At 49.6% G+C, this 14,516-nt stretch carries 11 protein-coding genes; 2 read left to right on the top strand and 9 right to left on the bottom strand.

All coding sequences use genetic code 11. The annotated features are described in order from the left end of the window. Window positions 1-14: 14 nt before the first annotated feature. The 3 genes from H8S84_RS14075 to H8S84_RS14065 all read right to left on the bottom strand — a co-directional run bounded on the left by H8S84_RS14075 (window position 15) and on the right by H8S84_RS14065 (window position 3,646). Complete coding sequence (locus H8S84_RS14075; RefSeq protein WP_230407185.1) at window positions 15-1,001, bottom strand: alpha/beta fold hydrolase; 987 nt, start codon at window positions 999-1,001, stop codon at window positions 15-17. After that, a complete protein-coding gene (locus tag H8S84_RS14070) occupies window positions 991-2,541 on the bottom strand; it encodes a sodium:solute symporter family transporter (RefSeq protein WP_187067999.1) in 1,551 nt (516 codons plus the stop codon). The genes H8S84_RS14075 and H8S84_RS14070 overlap by 11 nt, the downstream gene beginning before the upstream one ends. Before the next feature lie 331 nt (window positions 2,542-2,872). Further along, complete coding sequence (locus H8S84_RS14065) at window positions 2,873-3,646, bottom strand: LytR/AlgR family response regulator transcription factor (protein ID WP_187067998.1); 774 nt, start codon at window positions 3,644-3,646, stop codon at window positions 2,873-2,875. A 171-nt stretch (window positions 3,647-3,817) separates the two neighbouring features. Between H8S84_RS14065 and H8S84_RS14060 the strand changes: the two genes are divergently transcribed. Then, window positions 3,818-5,926 (top strand): sensor histidine kinase, encoded by a 2,109-nt coding sequence (locus H8S84_RS14060; protein WP_230407184.1) that lies wholly within the window; start codon window positions 3,818-3,820, stop codon window positions 5,924-5,926. A 74-nt stretch (window positions 5,927-6,000) separates the two neighbouring features. Beyond that, on the top strand, window positions 6,001-6,822 hold the full coding sequence (locus tag H8S84_RS14055; protein ID WP_187067996.1) for an alpha/beta fold hydrolase: 822 nt from the start codon (window positions 6,001-6,003) through the stop codon (window positions 6,820-6,822). Window positions 6,823-6,868: 46 nt separating this feature from the next. Here H8S84_RS14055 and H8S84_RS14050 read toward each other — a convergent pair whose 3' ends face one another. The 6 genes from H8S84_RS14050 to H8S84_RS14025 all read right to left on the bottom strand — a co-directional run bounded on the left by H8S84_RS14050 (window position 6,869) and on the right by H8S84_RS14025 (window position 14,505). Next, window positions 6,869-8,671 (bottom strand): hypothetical protein, encoded by a 1,803-nt coding sequence (locus H8S84_RS14050; protein ID WP_187067995.1) that lies wholly within the window; start codon window positions 8,669-8,671, stop codon window positions 6,869-6,871. 3 nt (window positions 8,672-8,674) lie between these two features. After that, window positions 8,675-10,834, bottom strand: coding sequence for a DUF4175 family protein (locus H8S84_RS14045; RefSeq protein ID WP_187067994.1), 2,160 nt, complete (start codon window positions 10,832-10,834; stop codon window positions 8,675-8,677). Further along, complete coding sequence (locus H8S84_RS14040) at window positions 10,835-12,328, bottom strand: BatA domain-containing protein (RefSeq protein ID WP_187067993.1); 1,494 nt, start codon at window positions 12,326-12,328, stop codon at window positions 10,835-10,837. A gap of 212 nt (window positions 12,329-12,540) precedes the next feature. Further along, window positions 12,541-13,434: a DUF58 domain-containing protein gene (locus tag H8S84_RS14035; RefSeq protein WP_187067992.1), complete on the bottom strand. Its 894-nt coding sequence runs from the start codon at window positions 13,432-13,434 to the stop codon at window positions 12,541-12,543. 11 nt (window positions 13,435-13,445) lie between these two features. Further along, window positions 13,446-13,955 (bottom strand): hypothetical protein, encoded by a 510-nt coding sequence (locus tag H8S84_RS14030; protein WP_187067991.1) that lies wholly within the window; start codon window positions 13,953-13,955, stop codon window positions 13,446-13,448. 10 nt (window positions 13,956-13,965) lie between these two features. Next, the gene (locus H8S84_RS14025) at window positions 13,966-14,505 is read right to left on the bottom strand and encodes a hypothetical protein (RefSeq protein WP_187067990.1); all 540 of its coding nucleotides are present in this window, start codon (window positions 14,503-14,505) and stop codon (window positions 13,966-13,968) included. Between the last annotated feature and the right edge of the window lie 11 nt (window positions 14,506-14,516).

Here is a 14,516-nt window from a genome sequence, read left to right as displayed (position 1 = left end):
TTTAAGGGATAGTTTTATTTCGTACTGTTCTTCATGAAATCCTGCACGGCTTTGTTAAAGGCAGCCGGCTGTTCATACTGCAGGAAATGCCCTGCCTCTGGGATCATCACCATTTGGCTGTTCGGGATGCGCTCTTTGCCTATCTCAGCTACAGCTTTTGGGGTAAGGGTTGAGTTAAAATATCTATTTGGAATCAAGGCATCGTTCTCACCGAAAACAATCAGCGTAGGCATTTTTAGCTGCGATAGCTTTTCGTGCACCGGCTCGTCTACCATCGCTGCTACACTGCCTGCCACAGCTTTGCTGTAGTCATCAAACTGCTCCGACTTCATGATCTGCAGACGCTCTTCCACCATGTGCTGCGCCTCGGCTGGCATGTTATAGAAATTGATTTTGTAGTTGGCGGCTGTTTGTTCTGGTGTGGTTTTCTGCACACTTTCTGGCGTTACTGTCATCTTGAACAACTGCTTCTGCTGGTCTGTGAAGGTTTCCAGTCCGGCTGGTGCGGCAAGTATAAGCTTGCTTACCCGCTCCGGCGCCTGCAGGGCTGCGGTGATAGCAATTTGCCCGCCCATGGAATGTCCTGCCAGTGTAGCTTTCTTTAGCTTCAGCTTGTCCATCAGTTCCAGCACCGTTTTGGCATAAGCATCCATACTTACCTGCACATTCTCTTTGGATGACTTTCCATAACCCGGCAGATCCAGGGCAATAGTTCTGTAGTTGCTTTTCAGTGATTCAATGTTCTTCTCCCAAGCCGGTAAGTAGCTGCCCAAGCCGTGTATGAAGATGATGGTCTCAGCACCTTTGCCTTCATCTACATAAGCTACAGATTGCCCGTTAGAGAGTGTTACTTTCTTTGTTGGGAATTTATACTTGAGGCTCTCGAATACAGGATCTGCAGTAGTGGTGGCAGACTGCGCCACAGGCGACTGGCATTGGCCGTTCAAGCCAGCCAGGTACAGTAACGACAGCAGCAGCGTAATTTTATACTTAGTTTTCATAAGCAACAGGTTGTTTTATAGCATTGGAAGGCACGGCTTCTTCTTCCGGCACAGCAGGCTTGCGGAAGGAGAAGTATAAAGAGAAACCGACTATAACAGAGGCAAGTATGGCCAGTGCGGCGGCTATTCCTGGGTTGCGTACAGGTGCATCCATGTAAGAGGTAAGTCCGCCATAGTATACTGCAAAATGCACGGCCACCGAAGTAAGCGAGGCAGCTACAGGCGCAATAAGCGGCACCCGCTTCAGGAACATGCCAAACAGCACAGGTACAAAGGCAGCTGAGAAATAAGCATACACTCCATTTTGCGCGAATATGCCCACGCTTAGGTTCGGGTTGATCAGTTGGTCAAAAGTTAGGAAGATAGTTACTACTGCCAGCGCCACAATAACAAGCCTGTTCACAATAACGCTGCGTGCTTCTACTCTAGGGCCAAGTATAGGAGTAAGTATGTCCGATGTGATGGTGATGGAAAGCGATTGGATTAAGCCTTCTAAAGTAGAGAGGCCTGCCGAGATTAGGCCCATAACTACCAGCAGCCCCACATATACCGGAAACTCACTTACCACATAAGCCGACATAATGCCATCAACTGGAATAGCGCTGCCATTTATACTTAGATCAGGGAAGGTGATGCGTGCGTAGAGGCCGGCAACTACAACCAAAAAGAAAAGCGCTTCGGTTGCCACACCTACCAGCAAGTATAAATTCACATCTTTCTCGTTTTTAAGTAGCAGCGATTTAGTGATGATGTGCGGCTGACAAACGATAGCCACGCCTATGATGATCTGGCAAAAGATGATCTCAAAATTGTCGCGGAACAGGAAGCTTTTCGGGTTAGTTGGCTCTACCAGCAGTGGGTCTATGGCGGCTAATTTGTCTAAAAAGCCATGCACGCCGTTGCTGAAATGTTCGTAGCCGGAACCCAGAAGTATAAAAGCTACCACTACCATCAGGATGGCCTGAATCATGTTGGTATACACCATCGAGTTGGCCCCGCCAAACATCATGTAGCCAAACACAAACACCACGATGCCTACGCATACATGCAGCTCATTCAGGTTTAGCACACTGGCAAGCACCTTCGTAAGTCCCACGCAAATCAGCACGATAAACGTAATCAGCAGCAGCGACAGAAAAGCAAAAAACATTGTGTAGCCCTTGCTCTTGTACACGGCTCCCATCCACTGTGCCATCGTTTGTGCCTTAACCGCCGTTCCCATACTTCTGAAACCCTTGGTAAGCACCACCAGCGATAAAAGTGCAGCAGCCGGCAAGGCTATAGCCATTGAGATAAAGCCGCTCACGCCATACAATGCCACAAAACCCGGGTTGATGATAAAAGTCGCGGCACTTGTCATGGAGGCAGCCAGTGCAAGACCAACAGCTACCGGCGAGAAAGCCACACTGCCCAAGGCATAATCTGAAATAGAGCGAATACGCAGAGCGCCTCGCACCACAAAGAAAAGTATAAGTGCAGCGTATGCGGTAACCAGTATCCAACCAGCCGTTACAAGTTCCGATGGGGCCAAGCTGTTCATAGGGAGCGGAGTTAAGAATAGTAAATTGTTCTATTAATTTAGGAAATATTACACATAGCTCTTAGCCTATACTTGCCAACTCAGCTTTTTTTAAGGTGAAATCAGAAGATGATCAGGTGACGTAGCTTTTGGAAATGTAAGAGAGACACTTTTTGCTTGAGTTTAGACGATACCCTTCTGTTGATCACAATAACATAGTCTGTCTGCTGATGTAATCATCGGGGGACTTTTTCAGCAGGTGTAAATTTAAAGCAAAAATTACTTGTGCAGGATGTCCCCCTTTGAAGGGGGTAGGGGGGTGACAATCGTTCCCTAACTCAACCAATAGAGTCTACAATATCTGCAATCGTTTTAGCAGTGAATCTTTGTGGGTGTTACCAATAGGTATAGATTTGCCGCCAATCAGAATGTTATTATCCTCGATAGCTTCTATGGCCGTGAGGCGCACGATGTAAGAACGGTGCACACGCATAAAGTCTTTGCCAGGCAGGCGCTGCTCTAAGTTTTTGAGGCTTTGGCTCACGAGGTAAATGTGCTGTGGCGTTTTAATATTACAGTAAATATCCTGCGCTTCTGCCCACACAATATCATCTAAAGAAACTTTCTCCAGGCGGTTGCGCACCTTCACAAACAAAGTATCGTGTAGCAGGTAATCCTCCGGTGCATTTTCGGCAGGCGCTTCTGGAGCAGTATCTACACTAGTACTTGTAGCAGTGGATAATTGCTGACGTAAACTGGCATTATGAATGGCAACCTCGATGCTGCTCTGCAGAGTGCGTACATCGAACGGCTTTACCAGGTAAGCATGTGGGCCAGTTAATTTTGCACGGTCAATGGTGTCTTTATCTGACAGGGCCGTCATAAAAATAAAAGGTATCCTGCTTGATTTTGAAAGTATAGCAGCCGTATCAATACCATCAAGCTTTCCGTCCAGCGTGATGTCAAGTATAACCAAATCGGGGTTGTGCTTGTGCGCCTCCAGCAACAACTCTTCACCGGAGCTTACCACAGTGCATACCTCATAGCCCATTTCCTCCAGCGACAACGCCAGGTTCTGCGCAATCACCACATCGTCCTCAGCAATCAAAAGTTTTACTTTGGCCATACTTGCTCGTCTTTGATCTTATCAAGATATAAAAAATAAGGCTAATACAGAAGGGTGCAGGTGGTGTTAAGATAAAGTATGGCTTTTTGATGATTTTTTGTAAATTGATAGATGCTTTTGCCTCTCCTCTTACTTCGGCTCCAACTGCACAGATGGCTTCTATGCCTGCTGTTGTCTTTGCTGTGCCTGCAAGCGTTGGCTGCGGAGCGCTCTCCGAATGCTGTAAGGCTGGAAATGCAGAAGCAGGAGCTCTTGCAGCAGCTACAGGTGTATCATGATTTGGGCGGAAAGCTTTCGCTGGCAGAAGTGCAAGGGCAGGTATTTATGCGATTAGATACAGCAGCTACCTTATCGGCTGGTAAAACAGTTCATTGGGTGCGCGTGGCACTGCATAATACTAGCCAAAATGAGCAGGAGCGCTACCTCTACGCCGGCGACTGGAGCAAATTGCAGCTTTATACATTGTTCCCTAACGGGGCAATAAAAGAGCAGCAAACAGGACAGCTGGTGCCGGTGGCGGAGCGGGATGTGCCGCAAAGCAAGCCTTATGTACGTGTAAAGATGATGCCCCAAAGCCAGATTTTACTTTACCTGCGCCTGCAGGGAGACTTAAACCTGTACAAGCCACAGCAGCTGAGCCTGCAACTGTTAACTCCGGAGCAGGTAGTTAAAACGAACAACAGTCGCTTGCTGGTGCAGGGGCTGTTCATGGGTATTATCCTGGTGATGGCACTTTACAACCTGGTGCTGTTTATCTCGGTGCGCGACCGCAGCTATTTATACTACGTACTGGCGCTGCTGGGCACCGGCTTATACTTTATGTTTTATCATGGCTTTGCGCTGGAGTTGCTATGGCCAAATGCCCCGTACTGGAATGCCCACAGCTTTGCCTTCATCGTTACTTTCAATGGCCTTTTCAGGCTGCTGTTTACGCGCAGTTACCTGGGCACCAAGCAAAACCTGTCGCTCTGGGACAAACTGCTGCGGTTGTTGGCTATGCTGTACGCGCTACCAGTGGCTATGGGGCTGCTGTCGTACTTTACGCCTTTGGATCTGCTACAGCCTTGCGTAGACCTGATTGGTATTATAGGAGGTGGTGTACTGGTGGTGATGCTGTTGGTGGGGATAGCTTCGCTGCGGCAAGGGTATCGTCCAGCTTTATACTTTCTGGTGGCCAACGTGCTTTTTGTGGTAGGGGCGCTGCTGTTTATTTTAAAAGAGACCCACTTACTGCCCAATACCACACTTACTGTATACTCGGCGCAGGTGGGAATGGTGGCGCAGGTGGTGCTGTTCTCGCTGGGTCTGGCTTACAGGCTAAACACCGTTACCAGCGAGCTGGCGGCAGAAGTGGTAGAGAAAGAAAGGCTGGAGCGCGAAAAAGAAACTGAACGCAAGCTGTTAATAGAGCAACAGAAGAAAGAACTGGAAGTAACAGTGGCAAACCGTACCGCTGCCCTGCGGCTAAAAACACAGGAGCTAAACCAGACGGTGCGGCAGCTAAAAGCATCAGAGTATAAGCTGCGCCGCCTCAACCAGCTCAAAGACCGTTTCTTCTCCATCATCTCCCACGACCTGCGAACCCCCCTAGCCACGCTCGACTCGTTCCTGAACATCCTGCTTAACTTCTCTGACAGAATGAAACCGGAGCAGATGCAGAAGTTAGCAAATCATACACAGCTCTCGGTGCGCAACCTGCAGGCATTGCTGGAAAACCTGCTGCAGTGGGCTGCCTCTCAAACTGCCTCCGACCAGGCGATGCGCTTTGAGCCGGAGCCAATACGGCTGCAAGAACTGGTACAGCGAAATGTAACACTACTGCAAGACACCGCCGACACCAAAGAGCTACAGTGGCATATGGAGGTGCCGGAGGAGCTAACAGTTTTTGCCGATGCCAATATGCTTGACTTTATCATCCGTAACCTGCTGCATAACGCGATAAAGTTTTCCAATGTAGGCGGAGAGATCAGAATAAAATCTAAACCCGGAGCAGGATATGCAGAAATATCTGTAGAGGATAATGGCTTGGGCATGACACCTGAAGTGTTAAAGTCGCTTTTTAACCTGGAGCAGCCAGCTATAACAGCCAAAGGAACGGCCAACGAGAAAGGCACCGGCTTGGGCCTTATGCTGTGCCGCCTGTTTGTGGAGCGCTGTGGAGGAAGTATAAAAGCGAAGAGTGAAGCAGGAAAAGGCAGCTGCTTCTGGTTTACTGCACCGCTGGTGCCTGCCAAACCAGCTCATAACCCAGAGCGGGAACTGGAAGGGGAAATCTGCTAAGTGACGCTACATCCGATTTCACTTTTTCAAATAATCCTCTAGATTTGCCTGTCACTCACAAACAACAACCCACTATGAAGCATACCTTACCCGACGGACTCCAGCTATACTATGAACTGCACGGCAAGCCCGATGCCTCACAAGCCATTGTTTTCCTAAACGGTCTTTCACAGTCTACAGCGGCTTGGGCAGGACTGGTGCATGCGCTGAGTAAGAAGTATAAACTGGTGCTGATAGACCTGCTGTTTCAGGGGCAGAGTGATGCAGCACCGGAGCATAGAAGTTTTGAGGGCCATGCCGCTGATGTAGCTGATTTACTGCAGGCACTTAATTTACCGGAGACGATTGTAGCGGGTATTTCGTATGGTGGCGCAGTGGCGCAACGCTTTCTGGTAAATTATCCGGAGTTGGCACAGGCCGGGGCACTGCTATCTACGTTCCCGTACAAAGATGCTTATTTTGATGCCATCGGCTATAGCTGGGAAGCTGCGCTTAAAACAGGTGGTTACCCGCTGATGTTGGATGTGATGCTGCCAACGGTGCTGGGGCGAAGCTATTTCCTGAACCCGATCATCACCATAGAAAATCTCAAAAATGCCAAAGCCAACCAAAGCCCAACGCCAGAGAATATCCTGATGCTGACGCAGGCCACCAAAGAAAGCGGCAACTACCTGGAGAAGCTGAAGAAGATAGAGGTGCCGGTGCTGGTGGTGCAGGGTGAAGAAGATCCGTTGTGTACCGTTGAGATGGGGAAAGCCATGTACCAGGCGCTGCCAAATGCAGAGCTGGAGATTCTGCCAAACGTTGGCCATACCCTTAACCTGGAATGCATCCCTGACCTGATTCAACTATTAGATACCTTTGCTGCTAAAGTGAGGCAGGCCAAAACAGTATAAGGTCACGCGTAATGAGTTGTGCGTTATAGGCCTCTAAGTTTGTCTGCTACAGCTTCTCCTCCAGCCACAGAAAACCACTACTTAGTACAAACGCTACAAAGAACCAGATCAGCGAAACAGGCTCTTCTTTATAGGCAATAGCATCAGCTGCAGAACTAGCAGATTGCTGCGCTACAAAAGCCTCTGTAGCTGCTCTGCGTGCGGCTATACTTTCATGCTCCCAATCTGATGGTTCCTGCACGAAGAAAAAGTATGGCGCTGCATTAGGTGTTTCCACTTTGTACCAGCCGCTGCGGCGTGGCCAGAAGGTGCCGTTATAGGTTGAGAGTTGATGAATGTGCTGCGCTAGGGGCAGGTTTATACTTGCAGAGTATGCCAGGCTGGTTACAGTTGCTGCAGGAGTAGTTGCACCTGCTGCCAAAGTATAATCTGTAAATGAAAGTATTACTGGCTTATCCGGCTGCGGCACCTGCGGCTGTTCCAGTTGCCAGAACTTCTCCTTTACCTGCTCTTTGGTGATGGCTGATAAAAGTGTGCTCCAATAGCTGGCGTATACTTGGTCTTTGCCCTCCAGCTGCCACGGAAATGTTTGCGGCACAAAGCTCATGGCTACTTTGCCCCAGCCTGCACGTTTTGCTCCTGCCAGTAAATTACTGCTCTGTTCTGTTACCAAACCTGTTACGGCAGTTGTCTTTACCAATGTATAGGGTGCGGCATTTATATTTGTCTCGCTACCCTCCCAGCCGGCACGGGTGCTGCGGGTATCCTGCTGCGACAGGCGCTTGCTCTGGAAGCTGGTGAAGAAGCTGGTGCTTTTCGAGGCAGCTGGCGCTGTGGCAATGGTAAGTACACCCAAGCCATCTTCGGTAACGGCGCGCTGCAGGGTAGCTCTTTCGCCGGCACTCATGCTTTGCAGCGCCTGTGGCTCAGTTATTACCACATCAAAGTTCTGCAACAGTTTTGGATTAATGCGGCTAAGGTCAACTTTAGTCATGTTTACCCATTCGCTCTGGCTGATGCTTTTGCTTACGGTGGTGCGGTAAGCGACTTTATGCTGTTGTTCGCCTAAGTGGTTTTTCAGGAACTTGAACTCAAAGGATGGCGCGGAGGCTACTAAAAGTATACTCAGTTGTTGTTGCTCATTTACCTGTACCGGCACCCGGCCCAATGTGTCTGTTTGTGCTTCAGTTTTAGCCAGCAAAGTATAAACGTAACGGCCGGCTTGCTTCGGTGTATAGTTCAGGTTAAAAGTATAAGTACTGTTGGTGCCAATCTCTGCAGAATCGCGGAGCTGACCTGCTGCGTGCAAGTACAGCTTGCTATGAGTTTTATATTTAAACTCGCCCGCTATAGTTACAGCCTCTCCTAATTTCACCTCCTGCGGCCATTGTACAGCTCGTATACCAGCGGTTGTTTCTGATAAATGTGGCACTAGTTGCACACCTTCTAAAGCTTTCAGTTGCTGCTCCTCCAGTCCGTAGCCTAGCAAATGTACCTTCTGCAGACCTGGCTGTTGCTGGCGTAAAGTATAAAGACTGGTTAGCGTGCTTACGTTGTCTGCCTCGGCTCCAAAAGTATAAACTATAGGCTTTGCCTCCTGCTGCTGTAGCAGAGCTTCAAGTGTGTCCTGGTTATAACCTTCGGTTAAAAGTATAGCTGCACTCGGGTTAATGGCTTGCTGTGTAGTTGGCGGAAAAACGAGTAAGGTTAAGCTGATACCTGCCACGGCACTGGCCAGTATGCGTAGCGCCAGCCGCTGCCGGTTCGGCCTGCGCCATGCCAGCCACACAAGTACCAACGCTACAATTGTAGCCAGGAGCCATGGTAAATATGCCGGGTAAGTATACACGTTCTACTTTTGATTTAGTTGTTTAAGGTACTGCTGTGAGAGCCGACTTCTCACTGCTTGCTGCGGCTGCGGTGTTTGCTCAGCCGGCGGCAACAGGTCAACCCAAGCCCGCTCCACAGAAACCATACACGATTTACACAGCTTCTCCCCACGTTGGATCTCCGAGATCAATGTTCTTAAATCCTGTAAAGCTTTTAAGTTACTACCGGGCTTATTTAACGACTGATGTGCCAACTCCTGTCCTGCTTTCTCCAGAATGGCGGCATCTGCCTGTTTATACTTGCCGCTCTGTTTATACTTTGCCAGCCATTGCAGCGCAGCACGTGTATTCGGCAGTTGCGCTTCCTGCTTAATGGTTCTACTTTCTGATGGAGCTGTGATCTTATTTAATTCTCCTGTCAGGCGCAGTTCCGGTTCTTTAAGCGGCGGCGCTTCGAAACCTGTTTTGGCAACGTATGCCCTTTGCGACTGCTGCACCTCTTTTAGCATGCGCAACGCTTTGTACTCGTAGGGCAAGGCCTCTTTCGGTTTGTGCGTGCGCAGACGCAGTTCGGCTTCCCACATCTGAGCAAGGGCTCCTTTTAGTTTAGCTTTAACTACAGGTTCAAAAAATGTTGCCGCCTCCTCCTGGTCGTGTTTGTGAAGGTAAGGGTCAAGCAGGGCTTCGGCGCTGTTCTTGTCGGCAAACTCTTCGTGGTCGTGGCCATCGCCTTCATAATGCTCTTCGCCTTCGGGTATGCCGCCTCCCGGACCGATTCCGCTTTCAAATTCCTCGCCCAAAAACTTGCCGTAACGCAGGCGCAGCAGCTTCTGGTCCACACCCAGGTTGTTGGAACGCTGCTCAAATTCTGCTCTGCTTATACTTTTTTGCTCCTTCAGAAGCTTTTCGGTATCGATAATGATCTGCCGCTGGCTGCGGAAATATTCCGGCACCGGGTTCACGCCCATCGCCATATCAAAACTCGACTCTACAATGGTGGTGTCCTCGATCTGCACAAAGTAGGTTTCGGAGCGGGTGTAGCCACGGTGGCGATCCCAAGCCTGCAGGTAGAAGTATAGCTCATCGCCGTAGGTCATGCCCAGTTTCTGCAGGTCCAGCGTCTGTTTTACCGTATAGCTTTTGGCGTTGCCGCCCAGGTTTAGTTTGATCTTTTCCTCCCGAAACTTCACGGCCTCACCGGTTCCCTTTGCCACAGTGGCTATCATGTTGGCCTCCCGGATTCCGTAATCATCCGTCAGCTGTGCCTGAAGCGTTACGCGCTGCGGCTCCCCGAAAAGCACCTCCGTATACTGTTCTGGCTTCTGAATTTGGATAACTGGTGCTTCATCGGGGATGATCTCTAAAGTATAAAAAGCGGACTTCTGCTCATTCAGGTTGATGGTGTAAAGCCCGGCAGTAGTAAAGCTCCGCGATAAAGTATAGCCGTTGCCTTGTTTCTTAAAGCTGACAGGTTGCTGTTCGTTCAGCTCCAGTTGCAGTTGTGCCGGTTTGCTCGTGCTGACGCGCCAGGTTACAGTGGCCCCCTCCTCTACGCGCAGGTTCGGGCTCTCGGCACGGTAAGTGGCCTTGCCGGTGTAGGTCGGTGGCTTTACAGTAATTTCAATCTTCACGATCTTGGCAGCCGTATCAGCAGCGGCAACCGGCGCATCCGGAAACTCCACTTTTATACTTTCGGGCTCAGTTGTGCTAAGCGGAGCCGCCGGCAAGTATAAAATGCTAACAGAAAACAGCAGCGCCAGCCCCAGGAAAGTATAAGTAGCGGTGCTGCGCAGGGTAAAGGTTTTTTGCCGTTCCGGATGAAGTTGCTGCAAAGCCGCTGACACCCGTTGTTGCTGTAGCTTCTGCAGTAGGTTGCCGGGCTGGTGCAGGAGCAGTTCGGTGCTGTCTTCCAGTTGCGGGTACTGCCGGTTCAGGTGCCGTGCTATGTGCTGCAGCGTGACCTTTGAAAAAGACCTCCAGCGAAGTATAAAGTATAAAATAGCCGCTAAAAGTACAGCCACGGCCGTAGCAGCCAGCAAAGGCGCCTCCAGCTTCCAGCGCCAAAGTATAGCCACCCCCACAAGTATAGCAGCCAAAGCCTGCAGTACATACAGCCACAGCTTCGCCTGCACATACTGCCTGCGAATCCGCTTTAAGATATGGATGCTCTCTGGTGTGGCCATTTATACTTTACTGCGCCTGTTAGCGATGATCCTTTCTATCAAAAATAACACAAAAGCTGCCAGCACAAACCACTTTAGTAGCGGTGTTTGAGTCGTTTTGTCTGTGCTTGCCGATGCTGCTTTTACCTGATTTACCGGCAGTAGCTGGTGCTCGTCTATGGCCCGGTAGTCATTGGTTGCTTGCGGTTGGGGCAGGAGCAAGGGCAGCAATAACTCCGGCAACTGCGCACTCTGTCCCAGTTCGCTCCAGGTCGGCGAAAAGGCGCTCCGGAAAGTATAAACCTTGCCTCGCCCAATAGTTTGATAATACAGCAGAGCCTCTGCGTTTGCCGCTGTCCATACCAGGTTTTGCTGCTGTGGCTGCGGCTGGCTAAGCTGGTGCACCTTTATAGCGGTGCCGCCTGTGCCTTTTAAGTTGGTATTCAAAGGTTGCGGATTCTGGCCCTGCTGCACCCACACCTGCATTCCTTTTTTGATTTGCTGATTTATACTTGTCGGCACTTGCTCGTCACGCAGCCAGAAGATCCAATCTGCCTTGGCTGTATCAGCTTTAACTTGAATAGGCAAACCTGTATAGCTGCTGATGGCCTGAATGGCTGCTTTTATATAACGTACCTCTGCCTGCTGTGCCTCCTCGGAAAGTATGGCTACTTGCAACGGCTCGGTCTGTACTTGTACATTGCTGCTGTTCCCGGAGATGGTAGCCTGTAGCGTGTCCTGCTGACGCCGTAGTTGCAACTGTTGGTTGCCGGGCAGGTTTATACTTTGTGCTGATGTGGTAGTTTTATACTTGCTGTAGGTGGTGCCCTCGCGGGAGCTATGGCCAAGTATAAGCAGCAGGCTATCCGGTGTAGTTTGGATGGCAGCTTGCAGCCAGTTTATACTTTTATCAGTAGCAACCGGAATCCAGCGGATGTGTTGCGGCATTGTCTCCGGGCGGGTGCCTTCAAAATACTGTTGCTGGTCTGAGGTGAATAGCCAGACGCTATCCTGCGGCAACTTATACTTTTCAGCCAGGGCAGGCAACAGGCTCCAGTAGTTATACTTGCTCGTTACTATACTATCCTGTGTGCGGTTGCTAATCTGCTGCCACTCCTCCTGCTGTACCTGCTCCAAGTTTGGCGTGTACCTGTGCAACGTATAGCCACGCTGCAGCAACGAATCTATGGTTGGTTTGATAGGCTTCAAGGCTGAAGTATAAAGCAACTCTTCGCCAACTACTATGGCCTTTGCACCTTTTTGTTTCTGTGCCTGGTGTTCCAATACTGGTTGCGCCAGGGCTACAGCCAGAAGTATAAATATCAGGCAGCGCAGCGCCAGCAACCAGAAATTGTTTAGCTTTATACTGCTCCAACGGTTACTCGCTGACGCCTCCAACCACCGCAAACTACCCACCTTCACCGTCTTCCCCTGCCGCTTGTTCCACAGGTGAATTGCAATCGGGATAAGTATAGCCGACGCTGCAAAGAGTAAGTATGGTGCTGTTAGAATCAATTATAAATTAGAAATTAAAAAGTTAGTAGGTTAGAAAGTTATTTTTACTGTCATTTCGAACGATAGTGAGGAATCTGAAGCGCTTCATGATGAAAATTTCAGATCTCTCCCATAGGTCGAGATGACAGTATAGCTTGCTTTATTGGATGGGGTGTGATAGGCATTTGTTTCTGGGACATCAATCAACAATTTAATAACTATGCAATTCAAAATCACCCGTAAAGCAGCCGCTTTTGCAGGAACGTCCGCAGCGCCTTATCCAGCGGCTCGTCGGTTACAAAGCGGTTGTAGGCGATCTGGTGGTTGCGCATCTCTTTTTCGGTTTCCTGTAGCCATTCCTGCTGTTTTTCTAAGTATGCCTGCCTTTGCGATGCGCTGCTGACCTGTAGCGTTTGCCCGGTTTCCAGGTCCTCGAAGGTGAGGGTGCCGGTGTAGCTGAAGTCCAGCTCGTTGCGGCTCATCAGGTGCATCAGTAACAGTTCGTGGCCTTGCGCACCCAGCTTAAACAGCAAATCCTTTATCTCACTTTCATGCTCATACAAATCCGACAGGAAAACGGTGAGCTCCTTCTGTCGCCTGTCGGCAAACAGGTTGGCGGCTACTTCCATGCCCGGGAATTTACCCTGCGGCTTTACCTCGGCCAGCTGGTGCCAGAAGCGCTGCAGGTGCATGTTGTCGGAGCGCGGCGTCAGGTTGATGAGCTGGTTCTCGTGCAGCACGTACAGCCCCACCGCATCGCCCTGCGTAGTAGCCAGGTAAGCCAGCGAAGCCACCAGAAACCGCGCATAATCCATCTTGCTGATGCCGTTCACATCCTCATGCGCCATTGAGGCGCTGCCATCCAGTATAAACCGCACCGTAATGTTGGTGTCTACCTCGGCCTCGCGGATGTAATAGCGATCGGAGCGGGCAAACATCTTCCAGTCGAGCTGCCGCAGGTCGTCGCCGGGCTGGTAGCTGCGGTATTGGCTAAACTCCAGCCCCGCCCCACGCCGCAAACTCTGGTTCTGTCCCGCCAAAAAGCCCTCCACCACCGTTTTAGCCAACAGCGGCAGGTCTTTTATGGTAGCCAATACCTTCGGGTCTATGAATTTGTGGGTACTCAAAGTGGATAATTTTAATTGGTTGCGCTATTACTTTTGATATTTATTCTTGTCCCAAGCCCTTCTTGATAAAGAAAGTAGGTTGTGCAAGCCCTTCCTTCAGCATTAATCAACTTCTTCATTCCCATTAAATAATCTTTTTCCTGTAGATAGTTAAGCAACAGTAAGTTTTTTACTTCTATTCCTTCATCAAACTCAAGTGTAATTGGGAAATTGTCTTCATTTGGATTTGGAGTGTGGATATAAATAGCATCTTCTCTGCTATCATTTTCATCAACTTCAATCCAGAATTGGTAGTTTTTATGGTAATCTAACAGTTTCCCCTTTACACACTCAGCTAGTTCAAAAAGGGTATCTAAATGCTGCTTTCGCGCTTTCCAAGACCTGTTGCCTAAACCTAGATCATCAACGTGTAAATGATATAAGTCAAACCAAGATTGTCCAGCACCGCTAAAGTCTAAGATTTCTGGCAACTTCTGATGCTTTAAATTTCTAAAGTACTTTCTTAGTCCTCGCTTCTTCATCAACATGAATTTACACCAAACTCTGCCTCAACTTCAGATCCACTAACTCCGCTTCTATAGCCGCATCATCCAATATAACATCCACCCCACCAACCAGCTCTTCTCGCACTTTCAGCATGTACTTTCGGGAGTCGGTGTAGAGCACTATTGCGGCGTCGTAGTGGATGGTTTCGTCGAACTCCTGGTTCCAGTCCTGGTACACCTCCAGCATCAGCACCTGCGACGATAGTACCTTTATCTCCGAGTACTGCCCCGACTGCAGCAGTTTTTCGCAGCGGAGCGGCATCTTGCTTTCTTCAATGGCAAACTCATAGTAGGTGGTAGACGAACCGGGCGTAAGTTTATAGTCGGCGCTGATGTTGATGAAGGTCAGGTCGCCGCGGTTGGTTTTAAGGCCAAGCGCAAACTCAGGAGCCCAGTACAGCACCTTGTCGCCGGTTGCTTCCACTTTTATCCTATCGGTAAAGAAGTAACAGATCCTTTCCCCCACGATCTTCTTCAGGAGCTGTGTGCCCGTCTCCGTCAGTTTTATAGTTGTTAGCTCTTCCATCTGTTTCTTTT

The organism is Pontibacter cellulosilyticus (genome assembly GCF_014306105.1).
Classification (GTDB): Bacteria; Bacteroidota; Bacteroidia; order Cytophagales; family Hymenobacteraceae; genus Pontibacter; species Pontibacter cellulosilyticus.
Note: the sequence above shows the minus strand (reverse complement) of the source record. Positions and strands in the feature narration are given on the sequence as shown.

Coding starts and splice junctions, on each gene's coding strand:
- H8S84_RS14055 (WP_187067996.1), top strand. CDS start 6,001: ATGAAGCATACCTTACCCGACGGACTCCAGCTATACTATGAACTGCAC.
- H8S84_RS14030 (WP_187067991.1), bottom strand. CDS start 13,955: ATGAAGAAGCGAGGACTAAGAAAGTACTTTAGAAATTTAAAGCATCAG.
- H8S84_RS14065 (WP_187067998.1), bottom strand. CDS start 3,646: ATGGCCAAAGTAAAACTTTTGATTGCTGAGGACGATGTGGTGATTGCG.
- H8S84_RS14075 (WP_230407185.1), bottom strand. CDS start 1,001: ATGAAAACTAAGTATAAAATTACGCTGCTGCTGTCGTTACTGTACCTG.
- H8S84_RS14025 (WP_187067990.1), bottom strand. CDS start 14,505: ATGGAAGAGCTAACAACTATAAAACTGACGGAGACGGGCACACAGCTC.
- H8S84_RS14045 (WP_187067994.1), bottom strand. CDS start 10,834: ATGGCCACACCAGAGAGCATCCATATCTTAAAGCGGATTCGCAGGCAG.
- H8S84_RS14070 (WP_187067999.1), bottom strand. CDS start 2,541: ATGAACAGCTTGGCCCCATCGGAACTTGTAACGGCTGGTTGGATACTG.